We start from the raw sequence: 15457 nt of genomic DNA, 5'->3' as shown, positions 1-15457 counted from the left end.
GGGCTGCCCGGATACCCTGGTGGCCGTGCCGAAACCCGTCCGCCGAGCTCATCTGACGGCGGGCGCCCTGGTTTCGGCGATGCTGCTGGTGTTGACGCAGGCCACGGCGGCGTGCACGGTCAATCCGCCACCGGCGCCGCAGAGCACCGAGACTCCGAAAAGCACCGCGCCCCCGCCGCAGCGGATCAGCCAGATCATCATGGGCATCGACTCGATCGGTGCCGGCTTCAACCCGCACCTGCGCTCCGATCTGTCGGCGGTCACCGCGGCCATCAGCGCGCTGGTGCTGCCGAGCGCCTTCCGGCCCATCCGGGATCCCGGCGCGCCGACCGGTTCCCGCTGGGAGATGGACCCGACGCTGCTGGTGTCGGCCGAGGTGACCGACGAGGCGCCGTTCACCGTGAGCTACCGGATTCGGCCCGAGGCGTCCTGGACCGACAACGCACCGATCGCCGCCGACGACTTCTGGTACCTGTGGCAGCAGATGGTCAGCCAGCCGGGCGTCGTCGACCCGGCGGGTTATGACCTGATCACCGGCGTGCACTCCGTCGACGGCGGCAAGCAGGTGGTGGTCACCTTCGCCAAGCCGTATCCGGCCTGGCGGGAGCTGTTCAGCAATATCCTGCCGGCGCACATCGTCAAGGATGTGCCGGGCGGTTTCCCGGCCGGGCTGGCCCGGGCGCTGCCGGTCACCGGCGGCCAGTTCCGGGTCGAGAACATCGACCCGCAGCGTGACGCGATCCTGCTCGCCCGAAACGACCGCTACTGGGGCCCACCGGCCAAGCCGGATCTGGTTCTGTTCCGCCGGGCCGGATCGCCGGCCGCCCTGGCCGACTCCATCCGCAACGGTGACACCCAGGTGGCCCAGGTGCACGGCGGCTCGGCGGCCTTCGCCCAACTGTCGGTGATCCCGGGGGTGCAGACCTCCCGGGTGGTCACGCCGCGGGTGATGCAACTGGCGCTGCGGGCCGCCGAACCCAAGCTGGCGGACGTCCGGGTCCGCCGGGCGCTGCTGGGGCTGCTCGACGTCGGACTGCTGGCCACGGTGGGGGCCGGCAGCGACAACACCGTCACCCTGGCCCAGGCCCAGATCCGCACCCCCAGCGACCCCGGTTACGTGCCGACCGCGCCGCCGGCCATGTCCGACGCGGCGGCGCTCGCGTTGCTGCAGGCGGCCGGCTACCGGGTCGAGAAGGATGCTCCGCCGTCCGCGTTGGTCCCACCGGCGGGCGCCGAGCCCACCCCGCCGCACTCGCCGGAGATCACCCGCGGGCGAATCAGCAAGGGCGGCGAGCAGCTGTCACTGGTCATCGGGGTGGCGGCCAACGACCCGACCTCGGTGGCCGTGGCCAACACCGCCGCCGACCAACTGCGCAATGTGGGGATCGCGGCCACCGTGCTGCCGCTGGACCCGGTGAAGCTCTACCGCGAGGCGCTTCTGACCCATCAGGTCGACGCCATCGTCGGCTGGCAGCAGGCCGGGGGCGACCTGGCGACGCTGCTGGCGTCGCGTTACGGCTGTATCGCGCTGGAGACCACCACCGTGCCGACGTCCGGCGCTCCGCCCCCGTCTCCGGCCCCGGCAGCCCCGGCCCCGCAGTCGCCGGCACCCGTCGCCGAGCCGACCACCCCGACATCGAAGCCTCCACCGCGCCCGGCCGGTTCCGGAGCGCTGGTGCAGGCTCCGTCGAACATCACCGGTGTCTGCGACCACGGCATCCAGACCGAGATCGATGCGGCGCTCGACGGCAGCAAGTCCATCAGCGAGGTGATCGCAGCCGTCGAACCCCGGCTCTGGAACATGGCGACGGTGCTGCCGATTCTGCAGGACACCACGATCGTGGCCGTCGGCCCGAGCGTGGCGAACGTCAGCCTGTCCGGGGCGGTGCCGGTCGGCATCGTCGGTGACGCCGGCATCTGGGTGAAGCGGCCGTAGGTCGGTCGATCGTGCCGGGGCTGCGCCATCGTGCCCGGCCGCATCGCGAGAGATCGGCCAAGCCAATACTTCCGGTTTGCTGAGAGACGGCTCCGAGGGGTCGCGGCCGCCGATTCAGGGCCGCGAGGCGCGCGGGTGCGCTACCTCGAGTGCCCTACCGCGGGTGCAGCAGCGCCGCCGCCCGGCCGGGAATCGGACCGATCCGCGTCTTGCGCACAGACAATCCTTGGATATTATTAAGCAGCTTGCACGCCGACACGTGGAGGGGATGGGTTATGGAACACCTCGCTCACCGGTGCGCCAGCGTAGCGGCTGCAGCGCTCGCCGTCGGTGGATTGGTCGCGGCACTGACTCCAGCGACGCAGTCCCCGCCTGACGTGCAGATTCACGACTTCGACATGGTCGCGGCGAACGTCGACGCGAACCCGGTCATCGAGACCATCGAGAACCACGTCCGCCCGGACATGACCGGCAGCGGCAGCGGCGACATACCGCAGATCTCCCTGGGGGACGTGCTGACGGGCAACGGCGAAGGGGATCTCGGCGACGGGTCGACCTTCAACGCCGGCGACCTGGACGAGAGCGCGCTGAACGCCCTGCTGGGCGGCGGCGGGGGATTCGACGCGCAAAGCGTGGCGGGCGCGATCCCCATGGGGCCCGACCTGGGCGCTTTCGGTGCTCCGACGGTCGGCGTCTTCGGCGGCACCGAGCAAGCCGCCAGCAGCGTGGCCACCAGCGCCTTCGCCGGCATCTCGATGGCCCTGCAGGACCTTCCGGCCGCCTACCAGTCGCTCCTCAGCGGCATTGCCACCGCGGAATTGGCGTTCAACAGCGCCCTGATGGAGGCGCAGCTGGGTGTCGTCGGACAGTTCGACGACGGCAGTCCCGCCAGCGAGATCGCCCACTTCATCTTCATCGCCAACAACTCGATCGTGGCTCAGAACGAGCAGGCGCTGAACAGCCTGCTCGGCATCGATCTGGGCAGTGCCGAACTGCAGAACAGCCTGTTCGGTGACTTCGATCCGGGCGTCGCCGCGTTCGGGGCCGATTGGGACGCCCTGCTGGCCTCATTCAGCCCGGACGTGGTCTCCGCGGTTCTGCACGACAACCTCGCGTTGCTGCTGACCGACCTCGACATTCCCGGCTATCTGGCGAGCTTCATCCTCGGTATCTTCTGATCGCCGGGCGCCATCTCGCCGATCGGTAGAGTTCGGGCCGTGTCGGATCAGACTCCGCGGCTGCTGTTCGTGCACGCCCATCCCGACGACGAGACGCTGACCACCGGTGCGACGATCGCCCATTACGCCGCCCGTGGCGCGGACGTGCACGTCGTGACCTGCACACTCGGCGAAGAGGGCGAGGTCATCGGGGATCGCTGGGCGCAGCTGGCGGTGGAGCAGGCCGACCAGCTCGGCGGCTACCGGATCGGCGAACTCGCCGCCGCGCTGCGGGAACTGGGCGTCGGTCCACCGCAGTTCCTCGGCGGCGCCGGACGCTGGCGTGATTCCGGAATGGACGGCACCCCGCCCCGGCGACAGCAGCGGTTCATCGACGCCGACGACGCCGAGACCGTCGCGGCCCTGGCGGAGGTCATCCGGCGGCTGCGTCCGCACGTGGTGGTGAGCTATGACCCGCACGGCGGTTACGGCCATCCCGACCATGTGCACGCCCATCGGGTCACCACCGCGGCGGTGGCGGCCGCGGCAGACGGCAACGCCGGGCCCGGCCCGGGCTGGGACACGCCGAAGTTCTACTGGACGGTGACCGCCGCCAGCGCCTCGCGGGCCGCCCGGCGGGCACTGCGCGACGCCGACCGTCTGCCGCACTGGACGCTGCCCCGGGACGACGACGCCGCCGGCACGGTCGGGGAGTTTCCCGACGAACGGATTGACGCGGTCATCGAGGCCGCCGGGTCACTCCCGGCCAAGGTGGCGGCCATGGCGGCGCATGCCACCCAGGTCGCCGTCGGGCCCACCGGCCGTGCGTTTGCGTTGTCCAACAACGTGGCTCAGCCCATCTTGGACAGCGAGCACTACGTGCTGGCGGCTGGCAGCGCCGGTCCGCGCGATGCGCGGGGCTGGGAAACCGATCTGCTGGCCGGACTTGGGCTCGGCGCCGCCGGGCAGGGGGTAAGCTCCTGCTGAGCGAGTCCCCGACATTGACGTAAGGGCGTAGGCATGGATCCCGATCTGGACCCGAACTTGGAGCACTGGCAGTGGTGGCTGGACAGCTACCAGTGGATGGTCGGCTCCTTGGTCAGCCAGCTGGACAGCATCCCCACTTGAGCCCGGTCGCGCCGCTCACCGAGCCCGCGATGACTACCGATCCGCCCGGTCCGGCGGTCAACTACCCGGTACTGGCCCTGCTGGCCGTCGACGGTGTGCTCTGCGCCGTGTCCACCGCCCTGCTGCTACCGGCGCACATCGGCGCCGTCCCGTTCCCGCTCAGCGCCCTGGTCGGGGGCCTGGTCAACGCCGCCCTAGTGTGGATCGCCCTGCGCTGCACGTCGTCGCTGCGGCTGGCCGCGCTGCCGCTGTGGTCCTGGCTGCTGGCGATCGCGCTGATGACGTTCGGCGGCCCGGGCGACGACCTGATCTTCGCCGACCGTGGCGTGATGGCATACGGCGTGTTGCTGATGATCGTGCTGGGCAGCGCACCGCCGGGGTGGTTGTTGTGGCGCCGCCGCCAGGCACTGTCGGTCGGCCGGCCGGCCGGCGGACCCTGACAGTGGGGCGGGCGCGACCTGCGCCCGTCGGCTCGGTTGGCGCGCCGACTACTGTGGCGGATATGGCATGCGCGAGATTGCGGGGGGCGCGCGGATGACGAATTCGTCGGCGCTGCGCCGCGTGCTGCGGCGGGCCCGCGACGGCGTACTGCTGAACGTCGACGAAACCGCCATCGCGATGACGGCGCGAGGCGCTGACCTGGCCGACCTTTGTGCAAGCGCGGCCCGGGTGCGGGACGCCGGCCTGGTGTCCGGCGGCCGGCGCGGGCCGGGCGGCCGGCTGCCGGTCAGCTATTCGCGCAAGGTGTTCATCCCCGTCACCCACCTGTGCCGCGACACCTGCCACTACTGCACCTTCGTCACCGTGCCCGGCGTGCTGCGGGCGCAGGGCAAGCAGATGTACCTGGGGCCCGACGAGATCCTCGAGATCGCCCGCCGCGGCTCGGAATTGGGATGCAAGGAGGCGCTGTTCACCCTGGGGGACCGGCCCGAGGAGCGGTGGCCCGAAGCGCGGCAGTGGCTCGACGAGCGGGGCTATGACAGCACGCTGGCCTATGTCCGGGCGATGGCCATCCGGGTGCTGGAGGAGACCGGCCTGCTGCCGCATCTGAACCCCGGTGTGATGAGCTGGTCGGAGATGTCGCGGCTCAAGCCGGTGGCGCCGTCGATGGGCATGATGCTGGAGTCCACGTCGCGGCGGCTGTTCGAAACCAAGGGGCTGGCGCACTACGGCAGCCCCGACAAAGACCCGGCGGTGCGACTGCGCACGCTGGCCGACGCGGGCCGGCTCTCGATCCCCTTCACCACCGGCCTGCTGGTCGGCATCGGCGAGACACTGGCCGAACGTGCCGACACCATGCACGCGATCCGCAAGGTGCACAAGGAGTTCGGGCACATCCAGGAAGTGATCGTGCAGAACTTCCGGGCCAAGGAGCACACCGCGATGGCGTCGACGCCCGACGCGGGCTTCGAGGATTTCCTGGCCACGGTGGCGGCGACCCGGCTGGTGCTGGGCCCGAAGATGCGGGTGCAGGCCCCGCCCAATCTGGTCTCGGCCGACGAGTGCCTGGCGCTGATCGGCGCCGGGGTCGACGACTGGGGCGGGGTGTCGCCGCTGACACCCGATCACGTGAATCCGGAGCGGCCCTGGCCGGCGCTGGATGATCTGGCCGCGGTCACCGAGCGGGCCGGTTACGACCTGGTGCAGCGGCTGACCGCCCAACCCGATTACGTGCAGGCCGGAGCGGCATGGATCGATCCGCGGGTGCGCCCGCATGTCGCCGCGCTGGCCGACCCGGCCACCGGTTGGGCGCGCGAGGTCAACCCGGTCGGGCTGGCCTGGCAGGAGCCCGACGACGTGCAGTCCACCGGTCGGGTGGACCTGCACACCGCGATCGACGTCGATGGGCGGGCGACCGAGACCCGCAGTGACCTGGGCAGCGCATTCGGGGACTGGGAGTCCATCCGCGAACAGATCCACGAACTGGCCGCCCGCGCCCCCGAACGTGTCGACACCGACGTGCTGGCCGCTCTGCGCTCGGCAGAGCGTGACCCGGCCGGCTGTACCGACGCCGAATATCTGGCCCTGGCCACCGCGGATGGTCCGGCGCTGGACGCTGTTGCCGCGCTGGCGGATTCACTGCGTCGCGAAGTCGTCGGCGATGACGTGACCTACGTGGTCAACCGCAACATCAACTTCACCAACATCTGCTACGTCGGTTGCCGGTTCTGCGCGTTCGCCCAACGCAAGGGAGACGCCGACGCATTCTCGCTGTCCAACGCCGAGGTCGGCGAACGCGCCTACGAAGCGCACCTGGCCGGCGCCACCGAGGTCTGTATGCAGGGCGGGATCGACCCGGAGCTGCCGGTCACCGGTTATGCCGATCTGGTGCGCGCGGTCAAGAAGCGGGTGCCCTCGATGCACGTGCACGCCTTCTCGCCGATGGAGATCACCAACGGGGTGTCCAAGAGCGGCTTGAGTATTCGCGAGTGGCTGATCAGCCTGCGGGAGGCCGGCCTGGGCAGTATCCCGGGCACCGCCGCGGAGATCCTCGACGACGAGATCCGCTGGGTGCTGACGAAGGGCAAGCTGCCGACCTCGATGTGGGTCGAGGTGGTCACCACCGCGCACGAGGTCGGACTGCGGTCCAGCTCGACGATGATGTACGGCCACATCGATTCGCCGCGGCACTGGATAGGGCATTTCCGGGTGCTGCGCGACATCCAGGACCGAACCGGCGGTTTCACCGAGTTCGTGCCGCTGCCGTTCGTGCACCAGAGTTCGCCGCTGTATCTGGCCGGCGGAGCGCGGCCCGGCCCCAGCCACCGCGACAACCGCGCGGTGCACGCGCTGGCGCGGATCATGCTGCACGGTCGTATCCCCAACATCCAGACCAGCTGGGTCAAGCTGGGCGTCGAGCGCACCCAGGTGATGCTCAACGGCGGGGCCAACGATCTGGGCGGCACCTTGATGGAAGAAACCATCTCCCGGATGGCCGGCTCCGAGCACGGTTCGGCCAAGACCATCGCCGAGTTGGTCGGGATCGCCGAGGGCATCGGCCGCCCGGCCCGGCAGCGCACCACCGACTACGCGCCCGCGCCCTCGCGAGCCGAGACCGCCTAGAGGCGCGCGGCCAGCTCGGTGCCCTGCTTGATGGCCCGCTTGGCGTCCAGCTCGGTCGCCAGCGCCGCCCCGCCGATCACGTGCGGGCTCACCCCGCGCATCCGCAGTCCGTCCTCGAGGTCGCGCACCGGCTCCTGCCCGGCACAGATCACCACGTTGTCCACGGCCAGCACCTGGCGGCGTGAGTTCCCGGGACCGTGGCTGATGTGCAGCCCGTCGTCGTCGATCCGCTCATAGCTCACCCCGGAGAGCTGCTGGACACCTTTGGCTTTCAGCGACGCGCGGTGCACCCAACCGCTGGTCTTGCCCAGCTTGCGGCCCTGCGACCCCGCGGTGCGGGCCAACAGGTAGACCTGTCGCGCCGGTGGCGCCGGGTTCGGTGGCAGCAGCGCTCCGCGGGCCTCCCAGGGGTCGGCGGCACCCCACTCGGCCTTCCACTCCTTGAGGTTGCGCGTCGGTGAGCACTCCGCGTTCCCCACGACCAGGAATTCGCTGACGTCGAAGCCGATCCCCCCGGCGCCGATCACCGCCACCGACGCTCCCACCGGCCGGCCGGCGATGGCCTCGGCGTAGGACAGCACCATCGGATGCTCGATGCCGGGGATCCGCGGGATCCGGGGCTTTACCCCGGTGGCCAGGATCACCTCGTCGAAGCCGGTCAATTCCTCGACATGCGCGCGACTGCCCAGCCGTAGCGTCACCGCGTGCTTGTCCAGCATCGTGGTGTAGTAGCGAATCGTCCCGGCGAACTCCTCCTTGCCGGGAATCCGCTTGGCCAGGTCGAATTGGCCGCCGATGAACTGGTTCGCCTCGAACAGCGTCACCTCGTGGCCGCGCTCGGCGGCCGTCACCGCCGCCGACAACCCGGCCGGTCCGGCGCCCACCACCGCGATGCGCCGGCGCTGCCGCGCCGGGCGCAGGACCAGCGTGGTCTCGTGACCGGCCCGGGGATTGACCAGACACGAGACCTTCTTGTGTACGAAGGCGTGGTCCAGGCAGGCCTGGTTGCACGCGATGCAGGTGTTGATCTCGTCGGCCCGGCCGGCGGCGGCCTTGCGCACCCAGTCCGGATCGGCGAGCATCGGGCGGGCCATCGAGATCAGCTGCACCGAGGTCTCGGCGAGGATCTGCTCGCCCGCCTGCGGCATGTTGATCCGGTTGGACGCCACCACCGGGATGGTGACGTGCTCGGCGACCGCGTGGGAGATGTCGACGAATGCGCCGCCGGGCACCGACGTCACGATGGTCGGCACCCGGGCCTCGTGCCAGCCGAAGCCGGAGTTGATCAGGGTGGCCCCCGCGGCCTGCACATCGGTCGCCAGCGCGAGGACTTCATCCCAGCTCTGGCCCTCTTCGACGTAGTCGGCCATCGACATGCGGTAGCAGATGATGAAATCGGGCCCCACCGCCGCGCGGGTGCGGGCCACGATCTGCACCGGGAATCTGCGCCGGTTGGCCGCGGTGCCGCCGTAGCGGTCGGTGCGTTTGTTGGTGCGCGGCGCCAGGAACTGATTCAGCAGATACCCTTCACTGCCCATGATCTCGACCCCGTCATAGCCGGCCTCGCGGGCCAGTTCGGCGGCCCGGGCGAAGTCGGCGATGGTCGATTCGACGCCCCGCGACGAGAGCGCCCGTGGCCGGAACGGGTTGATCGGCGCCTTGATCGCCGAAGCACTGACCGAAAACGGGTGGTAGGCATAGCGTCCCGCGTGCAGGACCTGCAGCAGGATCTTGCCGCCCGCCTCGTGCACCGCATCGGTGACCCGCCGGTGGCGGCGCGCGTCGGCGGAGGTGATCATCGCCGAGGCGAACGGCAGCAGCCAGCCCGTCCGGTTCGGTGGGTACCCGCCGGTGATGATCAACCCGACGCCGCCGCGGGCCCGCTCGGCGAAGTATTCGGCCAGCTTGCCGATATCGGCGGCGCGATCCTCCAGACCGGTGTGCATCGAACCCATCACCACCCGGTTGGCCAGGGAGGTGAACCCCAGATCCAACGGGGACAACAGGATCGGGTAGGGATTGGTGGATTCGTTTGTCACAGTGCCGCCTTCACCGCAGTGCTTCCTCGACCTCGTCGAGCCAGCCGATCGCGCTCTCCTCCGCCCGGATCCCGCCGCGCAGCACCAGGTACTGGTGCAAGGCGGGCCCGGTCAGCGAGCCGGGATCGGGGAATTGCCTCTTCTCCAGGGCCCGGTAGACGTCCAGCCGCGCGGAACGCTCGGCCCGCAGGGTGACCGCCTGCTCGCGCACCGCGGCGGCATCCCCGTAGCAGACGCCGCGGAGCTTGACCGCCAGCTCCCGCAACCGGTTGTCCACCACCGAATTTCCGCGTCCGGCGAGCGGTGCGGCGATCCAGCGGGCCAACTCGGCCCGGCCCGCCTCGGCGACGGTGTAGACCTTCTTGTCGGGGCGGCCACGCTGGGCCACCTCGGTGGCGCGCACCCAGCCGTCGGCTTCCATGGTGCGCAGCGTGCGATAGATCTGCTGGTGGGTGGCGCTCCAGAAGTACCCGATCGAGCGGTCGAACCGGTGGGCGAGCTCATAGCCCGAGCCGGCCTGCTCGCGCAGCGACACCAGGATCGCGTGGGGAAGGGCCACGAGCGTGAGCATAGGCAGCCGCACCCCACCTATGCAACTAGTTGCACTGCAACTGTGTGCATAGCCGGGTGGGTGGTGCCGGTCGCCGCGGTAACGCGGTTAATATCAGGAACCGATGACTCCGCCGCGTTTGGCCGCAGCCCCGTGAGCCCCGTGCCCGGCGGCAGGTCAGCCTCGCTGCCGACGTTTCCGTGGGACACCTTGGCCGAGGTGACGGCGCTGGCCAAGGCGCACCCCGACGGCATCGTCGACCTGTCGGTGGGCACCCCCGTCGATCCCGTCGCCCCGGTCATCCGGGACGCGCTGGCGGCGGCCTCCTCGGCGCCGGGTTATCCCACCACGGCCGGCACTCCTGGGTTGCGGGCCTCGGCGGTCGCGGCGCTGGCCCGCCGCTACGGAATCACCGGTCTCGCGGAGTCGGCGGTCTTGCCGGTGATCGGTACGAAAGAGCTCATCGCGTGGCTTCCGACCCTGCTCGGCCTCGGCGGCGAGGACACGGTCGTCGTTCCGGAACTGGCCTATCCGACCTATGAGGTGGGCGCCCGGCTGGCCGGGGCGCCGTGGGTTCGCAGTGACACGCCGCAGCGACTCGACGGGGCGCCCCCGGCGGTGGTCTACCTGAATTCACCCAGCAACCCCACCGGAGCCATCCTGACCACCGACGAGCTGCGTGCGCTTGTCGGCTGGGCGCGCGAGAACGCGGTGCTGCTGGTCTCCGACGAGTGCTACCTGGGGCTCGGCTGGGATGACCCGGCGCCGCGGTCCGTCCTGCACCCGCAGGTGTGCGACGGCGACCACAGAGGTCTGCTGGCGGTGCACTCGCTGTCGAAGACCTCCTCGCTGGCCGGCTACCGGGCCGGCTTCGTCGCCGGCGACGAAGCGGTGGTGGCCGAGCTGCTCGCGGTGCGCAAACACGCCGGGATGATGGTGCCGAGCCCGGTGCAGGCGGCGATGATCGCCGCGCTCGACGACGACGTGCACGAACGCGAACAGCGCGGCCGATACGCGCGCCGCCGCGAGATGCTGCTGCCGGCGATGCGCGCGGCCGGCTTCACCGTCGATCTGTCCCAGGGCGGGCTGTACCTGTGGGCCACCCGCGGCGAGGCGTGCCGGCGCACCGTGGGCTGGCTGGCCGAGCGCGGCATCCTGGTGGCGCCCGGGGAGTTCTACGGGCCGGCCGGCGCCGAGCACGTCCGGGTGGCGTTGACCGCCACCGACGAGCGGATCGCCGCGGCGGCCCACCGGCTCGGATCGCATCGCTGAAGACAACACTGTCGGCGGACTTATCGCACCGCGAGATTCTATCTGCGAGACGACGGTTCGGACCGCCCCGCCGGGGAGCGCCGCCGGGGCCTCAGCGGGCCACCATCCCGGGTGTTCATACAGGTAACCGCTGTGGTGCCGGGTGTGCTTTGCGGTGGCGCGGGCCGGCGGCACCGAGGATGCGGCGCACGCCGGCGTCAGCACCGGAACCCCGCCGGCCGGCAAGACCGACGCGGAGATCGTATTAACGTCACCGGCAAGTCGACCGCCGCGGACGGCGACGCGGAGTTCGAGGGCGGCGGGGTCCAGGTCCTTAGATGGGTGCGGGGGTTGTGGTGATGGACTTCGGAGCGTTGCCGCCGGAGATCAATTCGGCACGGATGTATTCCGGTGCCGGGTCGGCACCGCTGTTGGGTGCCGCATCTGCCTGGGGTGCGCTCGCCGATGAACTGCATTCGGCGGCCGAGCTGTATCAGTCGCTGATCTCCCAGGTGGTCGACGCTTCGTGGTGGGGACCCTCGGCGCTGGCGATGCTTGCCGCAGTCGGGCCCTACGTGTCGTGGATGAGCAGCACCGCCACCCACGCCGAGCAGGCCGCCGGCTACGCCCGCGCTGTCGTCGGCGCCTACGAAATAGCTTATGCGGCAACCGTTCCACCATCAGAGGTAGCAGCCAATCGGAGTCTGCTGAGTCTACTGGTGGCCACGAATCTGCTGGTGCAGAACAGCTCCGCGATCGCTGCCACCGAAGCGCAGTACGTCGAGATGTGGGCGCAGGACGCCGCGGTGATGTACGGCTACGCGGGGGCGTCCCGGGTCGCCTCGACGGTGACACCGTTCGAAACACCACCGGCGACCACCGCAGCGACCGGGGCGGACCGTCAGCAGACAGCCCTCGCCCAGGCCGTCGGGTCTGCTGCTCAGCAGCGGGCCTCGACGGATCTGGTCGCCGTGATCCGCGAGGCGCTGGAGAGGCTTGCCACCTCGCCGTCGCAGTCGGCGACGTGGGAGGAACTCAAGGCGCACCTGCCCCAGATCTTGAAGAACTTCACCACCACCGAGCAGGTGGTGCAGCGGCTTGCCTCCACACCGGCCAACCTTCTCGGCATCTCGAAAGCGCTTGTGCCACCGGCATCTGCCGCCGCTCCGGCGGTGGCTCCGCCGATCGTGCCGGCGCTGCCCGTCGCGGCCGGTGCAGGGGGATCAGCCGGGGCGACCTCGGCCGGTTTCGGCCGAGCCGGAACCGTGGGGAAGTTATCGGTGCCGCCCGGTTGGGCTGCCGCGGCGCCGGCGCCGAGTCCGGGCGCATCGGTGCCGCAGCCTGTTCCCGCGTCCGGCACCGTCGAGAACCAGCCCGGGGGACTGTTGCGGGGAATGCCGATGAGCGCCGGCGCACGCAGGCGCAGTGACGGCTACGTCAACCGATATGGGTTCCGCTACAACGTATTACCGCACAGCCCCGTAGGCGGCTAGCGGGCTGCGGTAGTAGCCATCGCCTGCTGGAATATCCCGAGCGACACAACGGCCGTCGGCGGATGCCTCGTTTGTGCCGGCAACACAAAGCTCGCCCCGCATGGCCGAAGACATTATCCGCGTTGGGATTCTTTCTCTGATGTCGCAAGTTCCGGCGCCCGGCGCCAACCGATCTGGCGCTCAGCTCCACTGCATTCGCGGTGTTCAAGGCCGGTTGCGTGACATACGGGTGAACCTGAAGCGACCGCCGGATGAGGTCGTGCGGCGGCGGTGGCCTCGACGCCGCCCGCGGGCCCGCGGGTTGGGGTCCGCTTAGGCTGACAGGTACACAAAGTCGATGAAGTGCGCTGGCGCGGAGAACAATTAGGAGTGGTCGATGTCGTTCGTCAACACCCAACCGGAAGCATTGGCGGCCGCCGCCAGTGGACTGCGGGGTATCGGCTCGGTGGTGGCCGCGCAGAACGCGGCCGCCGCGGGCCCGACCACCGTGTTGGCGCCGGCAGCGGCCGACGAGGTATCGGCTTTGACCGCAGCCCTGTTCGCCGCTCACGCACAGGCCTATCAGGAGGTCAGCGCGCAGGCCACCGCGATTCATGACGCGTTCGTGCGAACCCTGGCGCTGAGCTCCGAGTCGTACGCGGCGACCGAAGCGGTCAACGCCGCTGCGGCGGGTTAGTTCACCACAATGGATTTCGGGTCATTGCCGCCGGAGGTCAACTCCGCGCGCATGTATTCCGGCGCGGGATCGCTGCCGCTGGTCGCTGCCGCCTCGGCGTGGAGCAGGCTGGCCGCCGAGCTGAACTCGGCGGCCACCGGCTATGAGGCGATCGTCACCGGCCTGACGGGTGAGGACTGGCTCGGGCCGGCGTCGGCGTCAATGGCGCAGGCCGTTGCGCCCTACGTGGACTGGATGGTCGCCACCGCTGCGCGGGCCGAACAGGCCGCGACCAGGGCACGGCAGGCCGCTGCCGCCTACGAGACGGCGCTGGCCGCGACGGTGCACCCGGCTCACGTGGACGCCAATCGCACCCGGTTGTCTTCGCTGGTCTCGACAAACGTCCTGGGGCAGAACACGCCGGCGATCGCGGTGACCGAGGCCGATTACGGGGAGATGTGGGCCCGCGACAGCGCCGCCATGTACGGGTATGCCGGGCAGTCGGCGTCGGCATCACAGGTGGCCCCGTTCAGCACCGCCGATCCGACCACCGCGAGCGAATCGCAGACCGCGCAACTGGTCTCCGCCTTCCAGTCGGCGCTGGCGAGCCTGGCGTCGCCTGCCTCGTCGGCCGGCGCGGCGGACTCTTCGACGTCGCCACTGGAGGGCATGCTGGGCGATCTCTACTCGATGCTTGGTCTGAAGTACACACCCGGAAGTCCGATAGCCAACCTGCTGGCCCCGTGGACGTCCTACGTCGCTCCGACGCAGAGCAGCATCGCGATAGCGCACTTCTCCACCGGTGCGATCAACAGTGGGGTCGCCTTGTCGAAGGCGTTGGCCCCGGCTACCGCCGCGGCAAAGGCTGCCGGCGACGGTGCCAAGGCGGCCGCGGGGGCATTGCCGGCGGCATTGCCCGCGGCCGGATTGGGCGCTCAGCTCGGTGGCGCAGCACCGGTGGCCGCCGGCTTGGGCAGTGCCGCGGCGGCCGGGCGGCTGTCGGTGCCGGCCGGCTGGGCGGCGGCCGGCGCCGCGGCGGGCTCGGTCTCGCCGATACCGGTCAGCACCGTCTCCGCCATCAGCCCCGACGTCGAAGGGTCGGGAAATCTGATGGGCGGGATGCCGCTGGCCGGCGCCGGGGCGGCAGGGCGGGGATCCGGCCCCAGATACGGTTTTCAGCCCAAGGTCATGGCGCGCCCGTTCTCTGCCGGATGAGCACCGCGGCGCCTACTCGCAGGCGATGCCGTCGCCGTCGCCGTCCAGCCCGGAGCGGTATCCGGGCTGTCCGGCCAGGATCGGCGCGGCGCCGGCGGCCCGGGCGGCCGCGCAGTTCGGGAAGTACACCGACGGCCCGTCGACCGGAGCGGCGAACGGTACCGGTTCGGCCGGCGGCGGCTCGGGCGCCCCGCATTCGCCGGTCAGAATCCGCGCGATCGCGTCGTGTTCGGCCTGGGTGACCCACAGGCCGTAGCCGGACTTCACCTCGACGATGCGGGACACGTACTCGCAGCGATAGGACTTGTTGGGCGGCAACCAGGTCGCCGCGTCGCCGTCGCCTTTTTGTTCATTGATCGGCCCGCTGGTGGCCTGCAGGTTCAACGGATCATTGGCGAAGTTGCGCCGGGTGGGTTCATCCCACTGCTGAGCGCCCTTCTGCCAGGCGTCCGACAACGCCACGACATGGTCGATCTGCACTGCCTGGGAGCTGCCCCGACCGCGCTGGAAGGCGATCGCGGTACCGGTGTAGGGATCGTTCAACACACCGGATGCCACCACGCAATCGTTGGTGCCCGGCTTGATCTCGATGTCGACCAGATCGCGGCGCAGGATGTCGTTGCGGGTGTCGCAGCCGTTGTGCCCGTCGGGCACCGTCACATCGTCGCTCCACGCCGGGCCGAACAGTGCACGCTCGTAGCCGGTCTTGGGTGCCCGGCCTTTGATCGGCAGGGCGTCGAGCCTGGCCAGTTCCACGGACCCGTCGGCGCTGCCGACCGCACCCGGGTCGGCGGGCGCGGGAGCCGCCGGCGCGAGGAGCGACAAGGCCAGCGCGGCCGACAACGCCGCCGCCACCGCGGCACACCCCGGCCAGTTGCGTCGCTGCTCGACCACGGCACCGTCCCGTCTCGCTGTGCTGGCCCGGACGCTATCAGGGTGCTCCGACACGATCGGCGGGCCCGAAAGCCCG

Annotated in this window: 12 protein-coding genes; 9 read left to right on the top strand and 3 right to left on the bottom strand. The window is 70.4% G+C overall.

From position 1 onward, the window contains the following. Positions 1 to 19 precede the first annotated feature (19 nt). The 5 genes from G6N23_RS14660 (at position 20) to G6N23_RS14640 (ending at position 7284) form a co-directional block, all read left to right on the top strand. Entirely contained in the window at positions 20 to 1936 is a 1917-nt protein-coding gene (locus tag G6N23_RS14660) for an ABC transporter family substrate-binding protein (protein WP_165758730.1), read from the top strand. A 377-nt stretch (positions 1937 to 2313) separates the two neighbouring features. Beyond that, entirely contained in the window at positions 2314 to 3114 is an 801-nt protein-coding gene (locus G6N23_RS14655; RefSeq protein WP_085262398.1) for a hypothetical protein, read from the top strand. Between the two features lie 39 nt (positions 3115 to 3153). Next, the gene (gene mshB, locus G6N23_RS14650) at positions 3154 to 4080 is read left to right on the top strand and encodes an N-acetyl-1-D-myo-inositol-2-amino-2-deoxy-alpha-D-glucopyranoside deacetylase (RefSeq protein ID WP_085262397.1); all 927 of its coding nucleotides are present in this window, start codon (positions 3154 to 3156) and stop codon (positions 4078 to 4080) included. A gap of 170 nt (positions 4081 to 4250) precedes the next feature. Beyond that, positions 4251 to 4661 carry a hypothetical protein gene (locus G6N23_RS14645; RefSeq protein ID WP_095174148.1) on the top strand — a complete coding sequence of 137 codons (411 nt, stop codon included), beginning with the start codon at positions 4251 to 4253 and terminating at the stop codon, positions 4659 to 4661. 67 nt (positions 4662 to 4728) lie between these two features. Then, positions 4729 to 7284 carry a bifunctional FO biosynthesis protein CofGH gene (locus tag G6N23_RS14640; RefSeq protein ID WP_085262395.1) on the top strand — a complete coding sequence of 852 codons (2556 nt, stop codon included), beginning with the start codon at positions 4729 to 4731 and terminating at the stop codon, positions 7282 to 7284. Here G6N23_RS14640 and G6N23_RS14635 read toward each other — a convergent pair. Continuing rightward, positions 7281 to 9323: an NADPH-dependent 2,4-dienoyl-CoA reductase gene (locus tag G6N23_RS14635; RefSeq protein WP_085262394.1), complete on the bottom strand. Its 2043-nt coding sequence runs from the start codon at positions 9321 to 9323 to the stop codon at positions 7281 to 7283. The genes G6N23_RS14640 and G6N23_RS14635 overlap by 4 nt on opposite strands. A gap of 10 nt (positions 9324 to 9333) precedes the next feature. Then, the gene (locus G6N23_RS14630; protein ID WP_085262626.1) at positions 9334 to 9882 is read right to left on the bottom strand and encodes a PadR family transcriptional regulator; all 549 of its coding nucleotides are present in this window, start codon (positions 9880 to 9882) and stop codon (positions 9334 to 9336) included. A gap of 153 nt (positions 9883 to 10035) precedes the next feature. On the opposite strand from G6N23_RS14630, the gene dapC reads away from it, so the two are divergent. The 4 genes from dapC (at position 10036) to G6N23_RS14610 (ending at position 14487) form a co-directional block, all read left to right on the top strand. Next, positions 10036 to 11145, top strand: a complete 1110-nt coding sequence (gene dapC, locus G6N23_RS14625; protein ID WP_085262625.1) for a succinyldiaminopimelate transaminase — start codon at positions 10036 to 10038, stop codon at positions 11143 to 11145. Between the two features lie 317 nt (positions 11146 to 11462). Continuing rightward, on the top strand, positions 11463 to 12617 hold the full coding sequence (locus tag G6N23_RS14620) for a PPE family protein (RefSeq protein ID WP_234808709.1): 1155 nt from the start codon (positions 11463 to 11465) through the stop codon (positions 12615 to 12617). Between the two features lie 376 nt (positions 12618 to 12993). Then, entirely contained in the window at positions 12994 to 13293 is a 300-nt protein-coding gene (locus G6N23_RS14615) for a PE family protein (RefSeq protein WP_085262393.1), read from the top strand. 9 nt (positions 13294 to 13302) lie between these two features. Then, a complete protein-coding gene (locus G6N23_RS14610) occupies positions 13303 to 14487 on the top strand; it encodes a PPE family protein (RefSeq protein ID WP_085262392.1) in 1185 nt (394 codons plus the stop codon). A 12-nt stretch (positions 14488 to 14499) separates the two neighbouring features. Here G6N23_RS14610 and G6N23_RS14605 read toward each other — a convergent pair whose 3' ends face one another. Further along, positions 14500 to 15381, bottom strand: a complete 882-nt coding sequence (locus G6N23_RS14605; protein WP_085262391.1) for a GmrSD restriction endonuclease domain-containing protein — start codon at positions 15379 to 15381, stop codon at positions 14500 to 14502. Positions 15382 to 15457 lie beyond the last annotated feature (76 nt).

Origin of the sequence: Mycolicibacter terrae (assembly GCF_010727125.1) — a bacterium.
GTDB lineage: Bacteria > Actinomycetota > Actinomycetes > Mycobacteriales > Mycobacteriaceae > Mycobacterium > Mycobacterium terrae.
This window is presented reverse-complemented; position numbering and strand designations above follow the sequence as displayed.

Bases quoted from the DNA above. Each gene is read 5' to 3' on its own strand.
- G6N23_RS14645 (WP_095174148.1), top strand. From the start codon at position 4,251: ATGACTACCGATCCGCCCGGTCCGGCGGTCAACTACCCGGTACTGGCC.
- G6N23_RS14640 (WP_085262395.1), top strand. From the start codon at position 4,729: ATGCGCGAGATTGCGGGGGGCGCGCGGATGACGAATTCGTCGGCGCTG.
- G6N23_RS14620 (WP_234808709.1), top strand. From the start codon at position 11,463: ATGGGTGCGGGGGTTGTGGTGATGGACTTCGGAGCGTTGCCGCCGGAG.
- G6N23_RS14615 (WP_085262393.1), top strand. From the start codon at position 12,994: ATGTCGTTCGTCAACACCCAACCGGAAGCATTGGCGGCCGCCGCCAGT.
- G6N23_RS14610 (WP_085262392.1), top strand. From the start codon at position 13,303: ATGGATTTCGGGTCATTGCCGCCGGAGGTCAACTCCGCGCGCATGTAT.